The following is an 18396-nucleotide window of genomic DNA, read 5'->3' on the forward strand; positions in this document are numbered from 1 at the left end:
GATGAAGAAAAGTTTATTAACTTTATTTGCTTTAATGCTTGCTTTATCTCTAGCGTTGGCAGGGTGTTCATCAGGCGGGGATAGCAGCAAAGGTGGAGACGACGATAAAGTCGATCCGAACAATGTCATGATCTACGGTCGTGGCGGAGATTCTGTTGCACTTGATCCAGCTGTTGTTACTGACGGTGAATCTTTCATCGTAACAGAACAAATCTATGAGCCACTAGTAAACTACGGAAAAGATAATACTGATATCGTTCCTGGTCTTGCAAAGAAATGGGAAATTTCTGAAGATGGCTTGACGTATACATTCGAGCTTGAAGAAGATGTTAAGTTCCACGATGGCGAGAAGTTCAACGCAGATGCAGTTGTAAAGAACTTTGACCGTTGGGCACAAAGTAAAGATGGCGAAAAATTCGCATACTACGGATCTATGTTTGGTGGATTTGAAGGTGACGAAGGCCACGTCATTAAAGATGTTAAAGCAGAAGGCGACTACAAAGTAGTTATTACGTTGAACAAGCCACAAGCTCCATTCTTAAAGAACGTAGCGATGAGCCCGTTCGCGATCGCGAGCCCTAAATCATTAGACGGCGACAAGCTAAGCAAAGAGCCAGTTGGTACAGGTCCTTTCAAATTTAAGAGCTGGAAGCCAAACGATACGATCGTTCTTGAAAAGAATGCTGACTATTGGGTAAAAGATATGCCGAAACTTGATGGCGTAACGTTTAAAGTAATCAAAGACAACTCTTCTCGTCTAAACGCACTAACAAAAGGCGAAATCGATTTAATGGATGCTCTTAATCCATCTGATATGAAAAAAGTTTCAGACAACAGCAAGCTTCAATTGTTCGAACGTCCTTCAATGAACGTTGGTTACCTTGGATTTAACGTTGAAAAAGCACCATTTGATAAGAAAGAAGTACGTCAGGCGATCAGCCACTTGATCGACAAACAAGCGATCATCGACAACTTCTATGAAGGAACAGCTGAGCCGGCTAAGAACCCAATGCCTCCTTCAATCGCTGGGTACAACGATGAGATTCAAGATCGTGAATATGACGAAGCAAAAGCTAAAGAACTTTTAAAGAGCGTTGGTATGGAAAAAGGATTTACAATGGATCTTTGGGCAATGCCTGTGGCACGTCCATACATGCCGAACGGTCAAAAAGTAGCTGAAGCGATTCAAGCGAAACTTGCAAAAGTGAATATTAAAGCGAACATCGTTACATTCGAGTGGGGTACTTACCTTGAGAAAGTTCAAAAAGGTGAAGCGCCAATGTTCATGTTAGGTTGGACAGGTGACAATGGAGACGCGGATAACTTCCTTTATACGCTTCTTGACAAAGACACGATCGATTCTAACAACTACGCTCGTTATGCGAACGAAGACGTTCATAAGCTTTTAGTCGAAGCTCAAACAACAGCTGATGAAGCGAAACGTGAAGAGCTTTACAAACAAGCACAAGTTATCATCCATGAAGATGCTCCATGGGTACCACTTGTTCACTCTAAGCCTCAACTAGCTGGAGCAAGCAAGATTAAAGGATTCGTTCCACATCCTACAGGTTCTCAATCTTTCGCGGACGTATCTTTCGAATAAAGTATGGCGGGGAGTATGGCCTAAAATAGCCTGCTCCTCTTTTTTTGGAAAATGATTCTCTAGAAGGTAGTCTTTCATTACCCCTTTGTTACGTTGATTGGAAAGTAAGGTGCGAGACTCCTGAGGGACCAGCGGGACAGGTGAGACTCTTAATAGCGCCTAGCGCTAAGAGGCTCACCGCACGCCCCCCGGAAAGCGAGCATCCTGGAGTGGAAAGCAACGCCTTTCAAGAATAACAACTCTTAACCTAACATACTTGTAATTCTTCTTAAGAAAGAGGTGACCCTATGTTTGCCTATACGATCAGACGGTTAGCAACGCTCGTTCCTGTACTTTTAGGGATGACATTTATCGTGTTCATGATGATTCGCGCTATCCCGGGTAATCCAGCACAATTAATTCTAGGGCAACAGGCCACAAAGGAAGCTGTAGCTGCATTAACTCAGCGACTTGGATTAGACCAACCGTGGTATACGCAATTTATTGATTATTTGACAGGTCTTTTTACAGGGGACCTAGGTGTTTCACTAAAAACGAACGTTCCGATCGCAGAAGAGGTTTGGCCGTATCTAGCAGCTACTATTGAACTTGCTTTCGTTGCGATGGTTATCGCGATCGTGATCGGAGTTAACGCAGGTATCATTTCTGCGTGGTTCCAAAACTCTTGGTTCGATTATACAGCTATGGTTCTTGCGCTCGTTGGAGTTTCTATGCCAATCTTCTGGCTTGGCCTTATGGAGCAATATGTATTTTCCATTCACCTTGATCTTTTGCCGACTACGGGGCGTGACAACATTCGTGTTCCGGTTGATCCGATCACCCATCTGTATTTGATCGACACATTGATTCAAGGAAGGATGGATCAGTTTGCAGAGGTCGTAAAACATCTTATCTTGCCAGGAGCGGCTCTAGCTACGATTCCGATGGCAATCATCGCGCGTATGACTCGCTCAAGCATGCTTGAGGTAATGCGCTCAGACTACATTCGAACCGCTCGCGCTAAGGGCATGAAAATGTTCTGGGTCGTGTATAAGCACTCATTGAAAAACGCGTTGATCCCAGTCGTAACCGTTATTGGTCTTCAGACGGGACTGCTTTTGGGTGGTGCGATTCTTACTGAAACGATCTTCGGATGGCCAGGCATTGGTACATACATCTATGATGCAATCTCATATCGTGATTATCCGGTTATCCAATCTGGTATCTTAGTGGTCGCAACGATTTTCGTATTAATCAATCTACTCGTTGATTTGCTGTACGCGGCAATTGACCCGAGAATTAAATTCAAGTAGGAGGGATTAGCATGTCAGAACTCACAAGATCAACACCTCCCGTAGTTCCGCAGCCACAGCATATGCCCGTGGAACCTGTGGAAGACAAAGTAATCTCTCCTTGGAAAGATGCTTGGAGAAGTTTTAAAAAGAATAAGATCGCTCTTGTCGGCTTATCGATTGTATCGTTATTTATCTTGATTGCGATATTTGCAGACCTGATCGCACCTTATAGCTATAGTGATGTTGAATTAAAGGACAAGCACATAGCTCCATCAGCTGAACACTGGTTCGGAACAGATGAATTTGGCCGTGATATTTTGAGCCGTGTCATCCACGGTGCTCGCATCTCCCTGTGGGTCGGTTTTTTCTCAGTGGCTGGATCGGTTATTGTAGGTTCTTTGCTGGGGATCATCGCAGGGTATTATGGAAGATGGATAGACGGTATCATATCTCGCATTTTCGATATTTTGCTTGCGTTCCCAAGTATCTTACTCGCGATTGCGGTAGTATCTGTACTTGGACCATCACTAAAAAATGCGTTGATCGCAATCGCGATCATCAATATTCCAACGTTTGGTCGCTTGCTGCGCTCAAGAGTCCTTAGTGTAAAAGAAGAGGAATACATTACAGCAGCTCGTGCGATCGGAATGAGCGACTTCAGGATTCTAATCCACCACATCCTACCGAACAGTCTTGCTCCAATCATCGTTCAAGGGACGCTAGCGATCGCAACGGCGATTATTGAAGCAGCTGCACTTGGATTCCTAGGAATGGGTGCACAGCCACCAACTCCAGAGTGGGGTAAGATGCTTGCAGATTCAAAGGACTTTATCATTCAAGCACCATGGACAGTATTGTTCCCAGGTTTAGCGATCATGCTAACAGTGCTTGGATTTAACCTGATGGGTGACGGATTGCGTGACGCTCTAGATCCACGGATGAAGAGTTAGAGATTAATGGTAAGTAATGAGGCTTGGCTTTGGCTGAGCTTCTTTTTTTATGTGGTTTTTTCAAGGAGGGGGGTTAGGTTGTAGAGTCTTGATCGATTTGTACCGGTTGAGGGTAGATTTAACGAACGAAGAAGATGGTAGGCTTGGTTGCTCGATTGTAAATTTAAATACCATGCAAACTCATAGTTTGATATATGATTTGATATTAATAGTGCGTAATCTTGAAGAGCTTCAATGTGCGCAGTTTTTGATGAAGTATTACAAGTAGAACAATGCCATTTCCCCCAAGTGTAGTTCATGATGGAGTGAGGACAAGTTGGACAAAAGACCCCTTTTGAGAGCTCATTCTTATTTACTTGGAAAAGCTCACAAATATCTGGATCGTACGATGAGCTTAACTTAAGGAGAAGTCTTGCTAGTTTTTTAACTTGTTTTTGAGTGATGACCTCATTTGGATATTTCTGTAATAGAGTTTCATACTTTTGCTGTAAACTTGAACTCTTAATTACTTTCTCATTAGCTTCTTGGTAACCTGATGCCGCTTCAATAATTGCAGCAGGATGAGTCATAACGACCAGTGTTTCGATAGGTAATATATTCATTTTGTGCTGTTCAAGTACCCTTGAAAGATGAATTTTTTGGCGAGACACTTGATCGATTGGATTTGGGAAAGCTTCTTCTTTTTCGGCATACGTACGAATGAATTGAAAGAATTGGTCTTCAAAATAAAGATGACCAGCCATATATTTGATCTCAAGGATTGTTATGAAACTCGGAGTAATAAGAAGAGTGTCCATTTGAAAAAAATATTCACCGTCTAATATTCTAAGACCATGTAAGTAAAGAATATCCTTAGGCAGATAACGATAAAAGTATTCGAGTGACTGCTCGCCTTTAAAGCCTGATGAATGATTTCGCAACAAATCCTGAAATTCTTGTTTCTTAAAGTGATTGGGTGGAATTCTTTTAACCAATTTAGACAATTTTGTAATAAAAATCGGTGCTTTTCTTTCTTTTTTCAAATGAAGCGCCTCCTACAATTTTTTTAGGATCATGGAACTCCATTTTGCCGCATTCTTACGTTTGGTTCAAAGACCAAGATACCTAATATCACATTGTAAACCGGTTCAATCCACAAATTTCACCTATGAATCCGCAAGAAATAGTGTTTAATCCACGAGTTTTATCCTTGAATCCTAAAGTTTTCGTGGTTTATCCACGAGTCTACAATCTTAGACATTTTTCGACAGAGGCGTAACAATTACTGCTTAGCCACAAACTGGTTTACCCAACCATATTCACCCCACAACCAACAAAAAAACCAACCCTCAAACAAAGGGTTGGCTTCCAATACACAATATCAATCTTCAAGCCGCTGATCCAACTGAACCTCGCTATCTTCCTGGTGGTAGTTCTTAAAGCTTTCCACCAGGGTGTTCAAGTGTTCCAATTGGTCTGCGTAATCTATGATCAGGGCGAAGACGGGGAACAGTTCGATCCAGTCTTCGTTCTCTGGGTTTTTGTAATAGCTCATGATACAGGTCATGAGTGCTTTTTTGTTGATGGCTTTATCCATATCGAGTGTATGCTGTGCGCGAATTTTGTCCGTGTACTTCAACAGCATCTGTTCGTGGAAGTTGGTCAAGCCATCCAGTTTTAATTGAATCAGTTCTTGAAGAGGCTCCGGCATGTTGTTCATTTCATTTTCATGACGGTGAAGGCTCTTCAACAGTTCTAGTGCTTTGTTTGTCGTTTGGATCATCTGGCGGTAAAGAACCAGTTTGCGTGTTTTGGTATACTTGTTGCTTCTAAAATAGGTACGTTCTTCTTTATACAACAAGTAATATTGATCCATCTTAAAGCGATTTTCTTTTAAGTGGGGCAGATCTTCTTTTAAAGCGCTATGTTCTGTAGCATGACGGGTAATCATGCGGATCCATTTTATAATTTCGTCTGTGTGATCGGATATTTTATAATACAGCTTCGTTTCGTATTTAGGTGGCATAAATACCAGGTTAACTAAAAACGCTGATAATACGCCGAGCATGATCAATAAGAAACGATCGATCGCAAAGCCGATAAAGTTCTCCGTATGGCTTTCCATGATCACGATTACGGTAACGATGGATAACGGTATCGTTTTCGCAATCTTCATCTTTAAGTTCGCTGCGATGACAAGTACGACAACGAATCCGATAACAAAAGGGTTGTTGCCTAATAAAATAACAAAAATAATAGCAAAAATGGCACCGACCAAGTTACCTTGAACTTGTTCTAAAATGGTTTGATACGATCTATAGATGGAAGGTTGGATCGCAAATGTAGCGGCAATCGCAGCAAAAGCTGGCTGATCCAATTGAAACAACATCGCTAAGTAGATCGATAAAGAAATGGCTAAACCCGTTTTAATCATTCGGGCTCCTAGTTTCATAACTGCAATAATTCCTTTCTCATAAAAAATGTTAATAATCTCAAACACTATAAACTGTTTCGTCCTTTTAATCAAGTAAATATCTGTTAACAAATTGTGAAAAGTAACAGACCTATATACCATATGAAAATCATATACCCTCTATTACAGGTTTTCCCTTAAATCAAAAAAAGAATCCGTGCGATGACGGATTCTTACATTTACTTATCATTTACGTATAAAAACTTATAGTGAGCTGAACGCTCTTCCAGCTGCTTCAATCGTAGCGCGAACGTCTTCTTCGGTGTGTGCAGTTGTTAAGAACATCGCTTCATACTTAGATGGTGCGAGATTGATTCCTTCATGAAGCATGTGTTTGAAGTATCTTCCGAAGATCTCGCCATCTGTTGCTTCTGCTTGTACATAGTTCTCGATCTTTTCGTTTGAAAAATAAAGTGTTAAAGCACCTTTCAAACGGTTGATTGTTACGGAAACACTATGTTTCTCAGCTTGTTCAAGTAAACCTTTTTCAAGAATCGCACCCAAGCGGTCCATTTCCTCGTAAACGCCTTCTTGCTTTAAAACTTCTAAGCAAGCAATCCCTGCTGAGATCGAAGCTGGGTTTCCTGCCATCGTTCCTGCTTGGTACGCAGGTCCAAGTGGTGCTACTTTTTCCATGATTTCTTGTTTACCACCGTACGCCCCGATCGGCAGACCGCCACCGATAATCTTTCCAAGGGCTGTCATGTCAGGTTTTACACCTAAAAGATCTTGCGCACCGCCATACATAAAACGGAAAGCAGTAATGACTTCATCATAGATTACAAGTGCACCATGCTCATGAGTAATGTCATTAACAGCTTGCAAGAAGCCTTCTTTCGGTTCAACGATTCCGAAGTTTCCAACAATCGGTTCTACTAAAACGGCAGCGATCTGGTCTCCCCATTTGTCCATCGCAATACGATAAGCATCAACATCATTAAATGGAACGGTGATCACTTCTTGTGCGATAGATTTCGGAACACCAGCTGAGTCTGGGGTACCTAATGTAGAAGGACCAGAGCCAGCTGCGACAAGAACAAGATCGGAATGGCCGTGATAGCATCCAGCAAACTTGATGATCTTATCGCGTCCTGTATAAGCACGAGCAACGCGGATCGTTGTCATAATCGCCTCTGTTCCAGAGTTTACGAAACGAACTTTATCCATAGCAGGCATCGCTTCTTTTAACATCTTCGCAAATTTCACTTCAAGAGAAGTAGGCGTTCCATAGAGAACCCCATTTTCTGCGGCTCTCACTATCGCCTTTGTGATATGAGGATGAGCATGTCCGGTAATAATAGGACCATAAGCAGCGAGATAATCGATATAACGATTGCCGTCTTCATCCCAAAAATATGCGCCTTTTGCGCGTTCCATAAACACGGGTGCACCGCCGCCGACTGCTTTAAATGATCGGGATGGGCTGTTTACACCCCCAACAATATGTAGAAGCGCTTCATCATATAGTGCTTCAGATTTCGTGTGATTCATCTATAAATACCTCCTGTAAACGATACGTCAGTTCAGTTCAATTCATATTGTAGCATGAATAAGCGCGAGGAACAGTGATGGGAAACTATGACAAGATAGTCTCAAGTATTTGAGTTTATGAACGGGATTGGAGTAAACTATTCGAGTGCCTGGAGTTTCTTTATTAGGAAACTTTAAATTTTACGTTAGCAGAATTGAGGGCTTTCCAGTTTTTGTTCAAAGCTCTTTTCTAAAGATAAGTTACTTTTAGTTCTTTTCATTCTCTTCTTTGACAAGTTAATTGAAGTGCAAGGTGCGAGACTCCTGCGGGACGAGCGGTCAGGTGAGACCCTTAATGGCGCATAGCGGCAAGGGGCTCACCGGTCGCCCCGCGGAAAGCGAAGCAACCTGGAGCGGAAATTAACTACTATTTGAACAACATTTATAGCGAAAAAAATTACGGAGGCATTTCTATGCAGAACATTATAGATGTACAAGGTTTAAAAAAAGAATTTAAATCCTTCTCCAGCCGATCAGGTCTGAAGGGGGCGTTTCGTGATCTTTTCACACGAAACTATACGATCAAGACAGCAGTGGATGACATCTCTTTTACGATAAAAAAAGGAGAGATGGTCGGTTATATCGGAGAGAACGGTGCGGGTAAATCGACTTCCATTAAGATGCTGACAGGGATCCTCACACCGACTGACGGAAAAATTGTCGTTAACGGTATGAATCCGCATAAAGAGCGGGAGAAGTTTGTAAAAACAATTGGCGTAGTCTTTGGCCAAAGATCGCAGTTATGGTGGGATATTGCCGTTCAGGAATCGTTCAGACTCCTAAAGAAAATCTACAATGTTCCGGATCAGCAGTACGAAGAGCATATGAAAGATGTAATTGAGACGCTTGATATCGGGCCGTTGCTCGACAAGCCTGTCCGCAAGCTTTCACTTGGACAAAGAATGCGCTGTGAACTGGCTGCAGCCCTTATTCATAATCCGCCTTTATTGTTTCTGGACGAGCCGACGATCGGACTTGATGTGCTCGTGAAACTGAAAATCCGTGAGTTTTTAAAAAGAATCAACGAGAAATACGGGACGACGATTCTTTTAACAACGCATGATCTTTCTGACATTGAAGCCCTTTGTGAAAGAGTGGTTATGCTCGATGAGGGTAAAATCATTTATGATGGACCGCTAAAAGAACTTCGTGAAAACTGGGCAGAAGGAAAGCAGATTCAATTCCAGTTTAGTGAAGAAGCAACGATGGAAGAGTTACAGCATCTTACGCAAGAACATCTCGTGGTTTGGGAAAAAGGCGAGAGTGATCTAGTATGGGTTGCTTCTGTTGAAGCGGACGAGACCGTAATTTCAGGTGTCATCGGTAAAGTGACAGCGGCTAAGAAGATTGCTGACTTGAAGATCCTTGAGATTTCGACAGAAGAGATCATTCGAAATATTTATGTTGAAGGTGCTGTTCGTCATGGGTAAGTATATCGAGATGATTCGCATCCGTTTTTTAATGATGCTCGCATACCGAACTAACTATTACAGTGGAATTCTCATATACAGCATCAATATTGGAGCTTACTACTTTCTATGGAGTGCCATCTATGGAGGCAAAGAAAACATACAAGGTCTTTCTATCACCCAGATGACTACGTATATTGCTGTCGCATGGATGGCGAGAGCCTTTTATTTTAACAACATCGATCGAGAGATTGCGATGGAGATAAAAGAGGGAAAAGTGGCCGTAGAGATGGTTCGTCCTTATCCTTATTTAAACATGAAGATGATGCAGGGACTGGGTGAAGGGATTTTCCGACTGTTATTCTTCTCTGTTCCTGGAATGATTATCGTTGCGCTCGTGTTTCCTATTGAGCTCTCCACGAATGCAAGTACATGGTTGTTATTTTTCCTATCGATCACGTTTAGTTTTATCATCAACACACAGATCAATTTATTAGCAGGAATTGCAACTTTCTTCTTATTTAACAATGATGGATTGATTCGTGCGAAACGTGTTGTGATCGATTTGTTTTCAGGACTTATCTTACCGCTCAGTTTTTATCCGATGTGGGCTCAGAACGTGATGAGCTATTTACCGTTTCAAGGGATCAGCTATATCCCGAGTATGATTTTTACTGAAGGGTTTAAAGGCTCACAGATCTATGAAGCCCTTCTTAACCAAGCGGTTTGGTCGCTTCTCTTAATCATTCCTGTGTATGGTCTTTGGATTTTAGCGAAGCGACAGCTTGTGGTTCAAGGGGGTTAATAGCAGATGGAGTATATTTCAATCTTTTTTCAATACGTTGGACAATATTTAAAAACAAGACTTACGTATCGTGCCGATATGATAGTCGAAATCTTTTCAGATCTATTATTTCAAGCAGTAAATTTAGTTTTTATCCTCGTCGTATTCGGCCATACAAACCTACTTGCCGGATGGAGTAAGGATGAGATGATCTTTATTTACGGATTCTTCTTAGTTCCATTCTCGATCTTTGCTTCTTTCTTTAATATTTGGGATTTTACAGACAGATATATTGTAAAAGGCGAGATGGATCGTATCTTAACAAGACCGGTCCATAGTCTTTTTCAAATTGTACTCGAAAGAATGGAGTTAGAATCACTTTTTGGTGTAGTAACAGGATTAGTTGTTATGTTCTATGCAGGTGATAAACTTGGGCTTGAGATCAGTTGGTACGATCCGTTTATCTTCATTCTATTAGTAATAGGTGGAGCACTCGTCTATGCAGGTATCTTTATTGCGCTTGCAACGATTGGATTCTGGTCAGATTCCCGAACAGATATTATGCCGATGATGTACAACATCGGAAACTATGGAAGATATCCGGTTGATATTTATAACAAAGTGATCAAGTATGTGTTAACGTGGATCCTTCCATTCGCGTTTGTCGGTGTATATCCGTCTTCCTATTTTTTAAAACGGGAAGAGTGGTATACGTATGCGTTCTTAACACCAGTTGTTGGACTCGTGTTTTTCTTAATCGCTGTAACGTTATGGAACGTTGGGGTGACGAAGTATAGAGGTGCTGGTAACTAAAGAAAAACCGTTCTCCTTCAGAGGGAGAGCGGTTTTTTGTTGTTTCATCAATTGATACTAGATTTGTTTTGCGTAAACGAGTTACCTGAAAAGGAAATACTCTCAAAAAGCAACAAGGAAACGAAAACAGCTAGTTCATTTAAACAAAGATCGTTTGTTAACATGATGTTCAAGATCTTTCGTCATCATGTTAATGCAAAGCACAAGAAGCGCGAAGGCGGTTACAGGAACCAAAACGATAAAAGGTTCAAGCATGAGTTCCTTGTGATAGGCGGAAATCAGTCCAGTCCATTCATTAGAGACTGTTGCATAATTGATGAATTGGTCATGTTCTTGACCGGAAGTGATTTGCACACCTCCAATAAAAAGCTGATAGATTGCTAAATGAAGCATCAATGTAAGAACATGTGCAAATTGGCGGCCTGCTATAACAATCAGTCGTGGCCATAAATGGGGGAGAATATGTTTTGTTGTGATTTGAAAGTAAGAAGCACCCATGAGTTTGGAACAATTAACATATTCCGTTCTAGATAGCAGTTCAGTCGTCTCAGCGATTATTTTCCCAAGTTGCAGAACACCAACTGCGATAAGAACAAGCAACTGAACAAATAATGTCTCTGAAGTTGTAAACATAGGCTCGTTTCTTAATTCGTAAAAAAGAAAAGGTGACAAAGTAAGCAGTACAATAAGGGATTGTGGAACGTATTGAAAGCTTTGTATCAGATCGCTAAACCAGCTGCTTTTAAACAAGCGTTTAAAAAACAATCCCAAGATAAAAGAAACAAAGATTCGTCCTATCGTTATGATACAGGCAAAAAGAATCGTATATTTAGCACCGTCAATTAAGTTATAAAATAAATCTTTTCCATAACGATCTGTGCCAAACCAATTCTCTTTAGAAGGACTATAAGGCGGAATCTCTAACTTTTTTAATGCAACAGAGTATCTAAATGGGTTTATTTCAGGTTCAGAAAGGACTAATGGAAAGACAATACTTGCAGATACAATGAACAGCAGTAAGAAGAGACCTGTAAAGAAAAGAGGTACTTTACTCAGCATGAATATACCTCCTCTTAATTATCACGTATTGAACACTTTTAACTGCTGCAAATAATGGAATGACAATGAGCAGTAAAAGCATGGCTTTCGTTTCATAAGGCTGTTCACTTAAAAGAATTTTAATAACACCGTTCATTTTAAAAAGGTATTCTAAGACGACCATCTGACTGAATAATAGAAGCATCACGATCGGAAAGTGAACACTCAGTTCAGAGATGGTATTGCTTAAAAGATGCTTAGATATAATAACAGATTTACTGATCCCTTTTGAACGAGCAAAGGTGATATAATCCTTATTCATCTCTGTCTCTGAAAGTAATAACAGTATTTTAAACAAATAGATACCAGGTACAATACTGAGTGTTACAAGTGGGATCAAAAGTGCAGGTTCTTTGCTGGATGTAAAAGGATTTGCGGCAAGCCACCCAGTTTGTTTATAAATCCACACAACGAATAACTGTATGAAAAAAACAAAGAACAAATCTGGTAATGATTCTAGAAGACTGCAGTATTTTAAAAGTACTTGCTTTAAGAATGAAGGAAGAAGTTCCGTCATCCAACCAAGTGCTAAAGCCATAGTGATAGCAATTATAAAACTAGCTAAGATGAGACCGACAGTATAGATGACAATACCCCAAATCTCTGGAAATAGAGCTCTTTCCGTTATTTGATCGAGAAACACGACAGAGCGGTTTACGGGCATTTTAGGAAAGGCGAGTGTTTGAGTTTGTGTGTATAGAGTTAATGAATGTGGTCTAGTTAGTTGGACTATGGTTTCGATAACAGTCTGTCCATAACGAAACAGGCTGAATTTCAACGTGTCCTCTCCAGCAAATAGTGAAGGTGTTGCTGAGAGTAATATAACACCTATGGAAAGCAATAGATAATGTTTCATTAATACTACTAATTTTTTCATGACTTAGTTTCCTTTCACGTTAAGTCAGCCGTGAAAATGTACTCGTCTAAAACTGGCTGCTGCATAAATTGAGCGACATCTGTACGAAGTGATTCCAGTCTCTCTCGCTTACCGGTGTAAAAAACGTAATAACCTTTTCTTTGCGTTTCGGCTAAACCGCATAAAAGCAACTGCTTTAAATGATTGGATACAGTAGCTTCAGTGAGATGGTATTTATAAGCGAGTTGTTTCGTGCTGTAAGGATGGTGAAGCAAGTCTTGCAGAATTTTAAGTCTTGTTGGTTCACTTAGTGCCTTTAATAATGTCATTAAATCCTCAGGTGGTTCATGGTTTTTTTCTGAATCGGGTACAGCAACATGGAGTGCGATGCTAACACGGTCTTGGTTGCAGCAAAGCATGACGTGTGGTGTAGCGAATGTAGATGGCTGAATTATGAGTCTAGGAAACTCTTCAAAAGAAAACGTGTAAACATCATTCTTTTTAATTTTTATTGAATCAGAACTTACTGAAACATCAGGATGTATGCTGTTTAAACTTTCAATTTCCGAGTCACTCAGTTCTTTCTTAAAATTGTCTGAAGCTCTTGCAATCCAAGGCGTAATTCTGAAAAGCTCTTCTGCAAACAAGTAACGATTGTATTCATAAAAGAAATCACAAAACTTCCTTTTCCAGTGCGCAGCATGTAAAAGAATGTCTCGTTCAATTGAGTGAAGGGGTGCTGATGCAGGACTGTTTTTCCACTTTAGCAAAGAGTCACTTCCATATTTCTCACCTAGCAAGAGATAGGAAAACGTTAAGTCTGGTATGAGTGCTATACGTTCAATGGCCTCTTCAACGGTAGATTCATTAAATTGAAATTCGTTTCGAATGTTAACGAAATACATCCAGTCATAAGAAAGCGGACCCCATTCTTTAATTAAAAGTAAAAGATCATGTGGTAATTTGTTTTTTGCTTTTTCAGCCCATGCAAGTCGATATGGGTGGTGAGCAGGATTCTGAATAACGTGGAGGCTCATTATCATTTCATTAAAAGGCGAAAAGTCAACTGAAACTAGTGCCATTTACATCTTCCTTCCATTATGAATGATTTATAATTTGATTAGCTGAAGATCGAATTAGTTTTTTGTATTTCCAAAATTACAAATAATTTACATTCTAATGGGTGATAAGTCAATGTTTATTTTCTGGACTTAAGACCTGATTTTTCACAAGTCAAAGCTTTTTGTTATAAATAAGCATTCATTATCCTGTAAGATATAAACATAATTACATTGCATAGCAGAAATGAGGAAATACATATGAAAATCATGGTTATCGCAGGAAGTCCGACAGCAGAATCAAGAACAAGAGGAATTGCACAGTTCGCTGCTGAATCGTTGAATCAGATGAATGTGGAAGTATTATATTTTGATGTAGGAATGGATAAATTGCCTCTATTTACAGGAGATGCTACAACAGCTCAAAATGAAACGGTAAAAAAATTAGCTGAGTATGCAGAACAAGCAGATGGATTCTTTGTAACGAGCCCAGAGTATCATAGCGGAATAAGTGGAGCTCTAAAAAATGCGCTTGATTTCTTAGGAGGAAAACATTTTAAGAATAAACCATCAGCGATTGCTGTTGCTGCAGGAGGCGGTAAAGGCGGCATGAACGCATTGACCAACCTTCGCACCGTGCTTCGTGGCGTCTATAGCTTAGTACTGCCAGATCAATTTGTTGCAGATCCGGTTAATTTTGATGAAGGTAACGTACTCGTTGATGAATTGGCACAAACGCGTGTGCGTGAATTAACACTTCAATTAAAAGAGTTAACAGAAGCGATCTCAGTAAACCAAGTAAAATAAAAATTGTAATTGACAGTCTGTGAAAAGCAGACTGTCTTTTTTAATTATAAGGCTGTCCTATTCAACACCCCTTTTTCATAAGATAAAGAGAGGTGGACAGAATGGAAAATGCTATATTAATAATCTTACTCCTAACAACTGCTGGTCTCATCATCAGGAGTATATGGATGCTCTTTAAACATCCTGGAATTAAGGAACATCTCATGCCAGCGAGCCATCTGCTGATTTTGTTCATCGTGTACGGAACAATCATTTCAGGATTTGGGCTTATTTATGCACTTATCTCTCTAATGGGCTATCCCGTTATAAAACTAGAATTGAATCAGAGTGACTTTTTCTCTTTTATAGAAGCATGCATCTATTTCAGCAGCACGACGATTTTGTCAGTTGGATACGGAGACATCGTACCTGTTGGAGCGGGAAGGTGGATTGCCGCGCTTCAAGCACTCATCGGGTACTTGCTGCCGATTGCTTTCGTATTATCTTCAGTTGTTTACCACAACAGAACAGCAAAATAGTTGTTGAAAAATAACGAAATAGGCTACCCTTAAAGAAGATAAATCTTTAAGGAGGTCTAAACTCAATGACGATAGAAACAGGAAGTAAAGCTCCAGACTTTAAATTACCGGCAAGTAATGGAGAAGAAGTGGCATTAACAGATTTTAAAGGGAAAAATGTGGTCCTCTACTTTTATCCAAAAGATATGACGCCAGGATGTACAACGCAAGCATGTGATTTTAGAGATCGTCATGAAGATTTTAAGAAACAGAATACGGTTATTCTTGGGGTGAGTCCTGATCCATTAGCTAGACATGACAAATTTATCGAGAAGCATGGTCTGCCGTTCATCCTTTTAGCGGATGAGGAGCATAAAGTTGCTGAACTTTACGATGTGTGGAAACTGAAAAAAAACTTTGGCAAGGAATACATGGGAATCGAACGCTCCACATTTATTATTGATGGAGAAGGAAACATCGCGAAAGAATATCGAAAAGTGAAAGTGAAAGATCACGTAGAAGAAGCATTGAAATTTATAGAAGAAAATCTGTCATAGAAAAAAGCCCTGAGAAATCGGGGCTTTTTAACTTTCCTGAAGTTCGTTAACCGGTATGTCCAATTCGTGATCCGGCTGTTCTCTTGTGTAAGCTCTAGCGGTTTGATTGTTTTCATCAACAGATTGAAGCCATACAGGGGTTCCGTTATAAAGCACTACGATCTCTTTTTCAGACTCAATGATCTGTTGAGCACGTGATACGTTCATGAATTCATTCACCTCCACGGAAAATAGTATGCAACAGAGGCTGTTAGACTATGCTTTTGCTTCTTAATAAATAGGCATGATGGCTTATGCGTGATAAAATGAAATAGTGTGAATTTTATAACAGATAATTTCGGGGGTATACATAATGAGAGACGAACGATTAACGACGTTGGCAAGAACATTGTTAACACATTCATTAAAGGTTGAAAAAGGGCAAAAAGTACTTATAACTTCATTCTTAGCTGGGAAACCACTTGTAAAAGAACTTGTTCAAGAAACATATAAACTAGGTGCTTTTCCATACGTACAACTTGCAGACGAAGAGATTTCACGTGCTTTAATGATGGGGTCAACAAGAGAACATTCTGAGGCACAGTTGAAATGGGATCTGACACGTATTGAGGATATCGATGCGTATATTTCCATTCAATGTAAAAATAATGATGCAGAATTCTCAGAAGTTCCAAGTGAAATCTTCCAGATGAAAGCGGAGATTAATAAGCCTGTTCAAAATATGATCATCAACGACCGCCAATGGGTATTATTAAACTACCCAACAACAGGTCTCGCGCAAATGGCAAAAATGAGCTTAGAAAAGTTCACTGATTTTGTGCTTGATGTGTGTAACGTTGATTATAAAGCGATGGCTGAAGCGCAAAAACCACTTCATGCATTGATGGAAAGAACAGATAAAGTTCGCATCACGTCTCCAGGAACTGATCTGACGTTCTCGATCAAAGGCATCCCAGCCGTAATGTGCGCAGGTGAGAATAACATTCCTGATGGTGAAGTCTTTACGGCACCAGTAAAAGACAGTGTGAATGGAACCATTACCTATAACACGCCTTGCCCTTATCACGGTACAACGTTTAACAACGTAAAACTTACATTTAAAGATGGGAAAATCGTGGAGGCCACTTCTGACAATACAGAAAAACTAAATGAAATCTTCAATACCGATGAAGGTGCTCGTTATGTTGGAGAATTTGCGATCGGTGTAAATCCTCTGATCCAGCATCCAATGGGAGATATCTTATTTGATGAAAAGATAGGCGGCAGCATTCACTTCACGCCTGGAAGAGCGTATCAAGATGCATACAACGGAAACGAATCAGGGATCCACTGGGATATGGTATTGATCCAGCGTCCAGAGTACGGCGGTGGAGAGATCTACTTTGACGATGTATTGATCAGAAAAGACGGCTTGTTCGTACTGCCAGAACTTCAAGGGTTGAATCCTGAGAACCTAAAATAAATGCTCTTCCCAAAGTATTATTGCTTTTGGAGGTATTTCGTTTTCTTCATTGCTTGTTGATTGGAGTGTAAGGTGAGAGACTCCTGCGGGACAAGCGGTCAGGTGAGATACTTAAGGGTACAAAGCGGCAAGGAGCTCACCGCCTGCCCCGCGGAAAGCGAAGCACCTGGAACGGAAATCAACTCCCTTTAAAAAGCTTTTTAATACGAAACAGCCAAAAAAAAAACAGCAACAACTAAAAAAGCGGGGAGCACGTTCCCGCTTTTTCTATTACACGAAAAGAAGGTGTTTCTTATGATTCTTTCAAGCGCACGTTTACGAGATGAGATAAAGGAAGAGATAAAGAACAAGTTCCCGGAAGAAGAATTTCACTTTTATAATAATATGAAAGAAGCTAAGGCGTATCTTAATCAAGCAGAAGTCTTAGTATCCTATGGAGAAGATCTTACTGATGAGTTGGTCGCTGAAGCAAAAGCATTAAAATGGATCATGGTCATTTCAGCCGGCCTTGATAAAATGCCTTTCAATGCTTTAGAAAAACAAGGTGTTCTAATCACCAACGCAAGAGGCATCCACAAAACCCCTATGGCAGAATATACGATCTCTATGATGCTGCACGTGTCACGTAAAGCAAATATACTTTTAGAAAATCAGAAACAGCATATCTGGGATCGGAAAGTTCCGATGACTGAGGTCTCCGGGAAGACGCTTGGTATCTTGGGAACAGGAGCAATCGGATGCGAGATAGCAAGACTTGCGAAAGCTTTTAACATGAAAACCATCGGGTTTAACAGAAGTGGGCATCCGGCTGAAAACTGTGATGTTATCGTGGATAAAGAAGGAATCTCTACGCTTTATGAAGAAAGTGATTTTATCGTCAATGTGCTCCCATCAACACCACAGACTTATCAGTTCGTTGGAAAGAATGCCTTCTCTTTAATGAAACCAAACGCCGTATTCATTAATATCGGAAGAGGAAAAACGGTAGATGAAGAAGAGTTGATCCATGTATTACAAGACGAGAAGATTGGCCACGCCGTTCTAGATGTGTTTGAAAAAGAACCGCTAAAAGAGGAAAGCCCTTTATGGGATTTAAAGAACGTAACGGTGACACCGCACCTTTCGGGGATTTCACCTCAATACCAAGAAAGAGCGATCGAGATCTTTTGTGATAATCTAACTCTATTTAGAAAAGATAAGCAAGAAGAGATGATCAATATCATTCCATTTGACCGGGGGTATTAAA

At 40.4% G+C, this 18396-nt stretch carries 18 protein-coding genes; 11 read left to right on the top strand and 7 right to left on the bottom strand.

Annotated elements, in window-relative coordinates:
• Nucleotide 1: 1 nt before the first annotated feature.
• The 3 genes from ABE65_RS02600 (at nt 2) to ABE65_RS02610 (ending at nt 3827) form a co-directional block, all read left to right on the top strand.
• Complete coding sequence (locus tag ABE65_RS02600) at nt 2-1603, top strand: ABC transporter substrate-binding protein (protein WP_066391136.1); 1602 nt, start codon at nt 2-4, stop codon at nt 1601-1603.
• A 287-nt stretch (nt 1604-1890) separates the two neighbouring features.
• The gene (locus tag ABE65_RS02605; RefSeq protein ID WP_066391138.1) at nt 1891-2895 is read left to right on the top strand and encodes an ABC transporter permease; all 1005 of its coding nucleotides are present in this window, start codon (nt 1891-1893) and stop codon (nt 2893-2895) included.
• Nucleotides 2896-2906: 11 nt separating this feature from the next.
• The gene (locus ABE65_RS02610) at nt 2907-3827 is read left to right on the top strand and encodes an ABC transporter permease (protein WP_066391140.1); all 921 of its coding nucleotides are present in this window, start codon (nt 2907-2909) and stop codon (nt 3825-3827) included.
• 47 nt (nt 3828-3874) lie between these two features.
• Here the strand turns inward: ABE65_RS02610 and ABE65_RS02615 are convergent, their stop codons facing one another.
• The 3 genes from ABE65_RS02615 to ABE65_RS02625 form a co-directional block, all read right to left on the bottom strand.
• Nucleotides 3875-4849 (bottom strand): nuclease-related domain-containing protein, encoded by a 975-nt coding sequence (locus tag ABE65_RS02615; protein ID WP_066391141.1) that lies wholly within the window; start codon nt 4847-4849, stop codon nt 3875-3877.
• Between the two features lie 338 nt (nt 4850-5187).
• Nucleotides 5188-6258: an FUSC family protein gene (locus tag ABE65_RS02620; protein WP_066399677.1), complete on the bottom strand. Its 1071-nt coding sequence runs from the start codon at nt 6256-6258 to the stop codon at nt 5188-5190.
• A gap of 225 nt (nt 6259-6483) precedes the next feature.
• Nucleotides 6484-7770 (bottom strand): glutamate-1-semialdehyde 2,1-aminomutase, encoded by a 1287-nt coding sequence (locus ABE65_RS02625; RefSeq protein ID WP_066391142.1) that lies wholly within the window; start codon nt 7768-7770, stop codon nt 6484-6486.
• 452 nt (nt 7771-8222) lie between these two features.
• Here ABE65_RS02625 and ABE65_RS02630 point away from each other — a divergent pair, with 452 nt between their 5' ends.
• Genes ABE65_RS02630 through ABE65_RS02640 form a run of 3 tightly spaced genes read left to right on the top strand, consistent with a single transcriptional unit; the run spans nt 8223 to nt 10815 of the window.
• On the top strand, nt 8223-9239 hold the full coding sequence (locus tag ABE65_RS02630) for an ABC transporter ATP-binding protein (protein WP_066391143.1): 1017 nt from the start codon (nt 8223-8225) through the stop codon (nt 9237-9239).
• A complete protein-coding gene (locus ABE65_RS02635; protein WP_066391144.1) occupies nt 9232-10023 on the top strand; it encodes an ABC transporter permease in 792 nt (263 codons plus the stop codon). Before ABE65_RS02630 ends, ABE65_RS02635 begins: the two co-directional genes overlap by 8 nt.
• Before the next feature lie 6 nt (nt 10024-10029).
• Nucleotides 10030-10815: an ABC transporter permease gene (locus tag ABE65_RS02640; RefSeq protein WP_066391146.1), complete on the top strand. Its 786-nt coding sequence runs from the start codon at nt 10030-10032 to the stop codon at nt 10813-10815.
• 135 nt (nt 10816-10950) lie between these two features.
• On the opposite strand, the gene ABE65_RS02645 is transcribed toward ABE65_RS02640, so the two are convergent.
• From ABE65_RS02645 to ABE65_RS02655, 3 genes are read right to left on the bottom strand one after another with little or no spacing between them, the layout of a single operon-like run.
• Entirely contained in the window at nt 10951-11874 is a 924-nt protein-coding gene (locus ABE65_RS02645) for an ABC transporter permease (RefSeq protein WP_082861255.1), read from the bottom strand.
• Nucleotides 11864-12790 (bottom strand): ABC transporter permease subunit, encoded by a 927-nt coding sequence (locus ABE65_RS02650; protein WP_066391147.1) that lies wholly within the window; start codon nt 12788-12790, stop codon nt 11864-11866. Before ABE65_RS02650 ends, ABE65_RS02645 begins: the two co-directional genes overlap by 11 nt.
• A 14-nt stretch (nt 12791-12804) precedes the next feature.
• Nucleotides 12805-13851 (bottom strand): ArsR/SmtB family transcription factor, encoded by a 1047-nt coding sequence (locus ABE65_RS02655; protein ID WP_066391149.1) that lies wholly within the window; start codon nt 13849-13851, stop codon nt 12805-12807.
• A gap of 237 nt (nt 13852-14088) precedes the next feature.
• Here ABE65_RS02655 and ABE65_RS02660 point away from each other — a divergent pair, with 237 nt between their 5' ends.
• The 3 genes from ABE65_RS02660 (at nt 14089) to bcp (ending at nt 15688) form a co-directional block, all read left to right on the top strand.
• Nucleotides 14089-14634, top strand: a complete 546-nt coding sequence (locus tag ABE65_RS02660) for an NADPH-dependent FMN reductase (RefSeq protein ID WP_066391151.1) — start codon at nt 14089-14091, stop codon at nt 14632-14634.
• Nucleotides 14635-14735: 101 nt separating this feature from the next.
• The gene (locus ABE65_RS02665; protein WP_066391152.1) at nt 14736-15152 is read left to right on the top strand and encodes an ion channel; all 417 of its coding nucleotides are present in this window, start codon (nt 14736-14738) and stop codon (nt 15150-15152) included.
• A 65-nt stretch (nt 15153-15217) separates the two neighbouring features.
• A complete protein-coding gene (gene bcp, locus ABE65_RS02670; protein WP_066391154.1) occupies nt 15218-15688 on the top strand; it encodes a thioredoxin-dependent thiol peroxidase in 471 nt (156 codons plus the stop codon).
• Between the two features lie 27 nt (nt 15689-15715).
• Here bcp and ABE65_RS02675 read toward each other — a convergent pair whose 3' ends face one another.
• Complete coding sequence (locus ABE65_RS02675; protein WP_066391156.1) at nt 15716-15895, bottom strand: H-type small acid-soluble spore protein; 180 nt, start codon at nt 15893-15895, stop codon at nt 15716-15718.
• A gap of 145 nt (nt 15896-16040) precedes the next feature.
• Here ABE65_RS02675 and ABE65_RS02680 point away from each other — a divergent pair, with 145 nt between their 5' ends.
• On the top strand, nt 16041-17150 hold the full coding sequence (locus ABE65_RS02680; RefSeq protein WP_066391158.1) for an aminopeptidase: 1110 nt from the start codon (nt 16041-16043) through the stop codon (nt 17148-17150).
• Nucleotides 17151-17444: 294 nt separating this feature from the next.
• Nucleotides 17445-18395 (top strand): D-2-hydroxyacid dehydrogenase, encoded by a 951-nt coding sequence (locus ABE65_RS02685; protein ID WP_066391159.1) that lies wholly within the window; start codon nt 17445-17447, stop codon nt 18393-18395.
• The last annotated feature ends 1 nt before the right edge of the window (nt 18396 follow it).

It is taken from the genome of Fictibacillus phosphorivorans, assembly GCF_001629705.1.
Lineage (GTDB): Bacteria > Bacillota > Bacilli > Bacillales > Fictibacillaceae > Fictibacillus > Fictibacillus phosphorivorans_A.

Bases quoted from the DNA above. Each gene is read 5' to 3' on its own strand.
- ABE65_RS02605 (WP_066391138.1), top strand. From the start codon at position 1,891: ATGTTTGCCTATACGATCAGACGGTTAGCAACGCTCGTTCCTGTACTT.
- ABE65_RS02680 (WP_066391158.1), top strand. From the start codon at position 16,041: ATGAGAGACGAACGATTAACGACGTTGGCAAGAACATTGTTAACACAT.
- ABE65_RS02650 (WP_066391147.1), bottom strand. From the start codon at position 12,790: ATGAAAAAATTAGTAGTATTAATGAAACATTATCTATTGCTTTCCATA.
- ABE65_RS02635 (WP_066391144.1), top strand. From the start codon at position 9,232: ATGGGTAAGTATATCGAGATGATTCGCATCCGTTTTTTAATGATGCTC.
- ABE65_RS02600 (WP_066391136.1), top strand. From the start codon at position 2: ATGAAGAAAAGTTTATTAACTTTATTTGCTTTAATGCTTGCTTTATCT.
- ABE65_RS02610 (WP_066391140.1), top strand. From the start codon at position 2,907: ATGTCAGAACTCACAAGATCAACACCTCCCGTAGTTCCGCAGCCACAG.
- bcp (WP_066391154.1), top strand. From the start codon at position 15,218: ATGACGATAGAAACAGGAAGTAAAGCTCCAGACTTTAAATTACCGGCA.
- ABE65_RS02640 (WP_066391146.1), top strand. From the start codon at position 10,030: ATGGAGTATATTTCAATCTTTTTTCAATACGTTGGACAATATTTAAAA.
- ABE65_RS02675 (WP_066391156.1), bottom strand. From the start codon at position 15,895: ATGAACGTATCACGTGCTCAACAGATCATTGAGTCTGAAAAAGAGATC.
- ABE65_RS02660 (WP_066391151.1), top strand. From the start codon at position 14,089: ATGAAAATCATGGTTATCGCAGGAAGTCCGACAGCAGAATCAAGAACA.
- ABE65_RS02665 (WP_066391152.1), top strand. From the start codon at position 14,736: ATGGAAAATGCTATATTAATAATCTTACTCCTAACAACTGCTGGTCTC.
- ABE65_RS02685 (WP_066391159.1), top strand. From the start codon at position 17,445: ATGATTCTTTCAAGCGCACGTTTACGAGATGAGATAAAGGAAGAGATA.
- ABE65_RS02655 (WP_066391149.1), bottom strand. From the start codon at position 13,851: ATGGCACTAGTTTCAGTTGACTTTTCGCCTTTTAATGAAATGATAATG.
- ABE65_RS02645 (WP_082861255.1), bottom strand. From the start codon at position 11,874: ATGCTGAGTAAAGTACCTCTTTTCTTTACAGGTCTCTTCTTACTGCTG.
- ABE65_RS02625 (WP_066391142.1), bottom strand. From the start codon at position 7,770: ATGAATCACACGAAATCTGAAGCACTATATGATGAAGCGCTTCTACAT.
- ABE65_RS02620 (WP_066399677.1), bottom strand. From the start codon at position 6,258: ATGAAACTAGGAGCCCGAATGATTAAAACGGGTTTAGCCATTTCTTTA.
- ABE65_RS02630 (WP_066391143.1), top strand. From the start codon at position 8,223: ATGCAGAACATTATAGATGTACAAGGTTTAAAAAAAGAATTTAAATCC.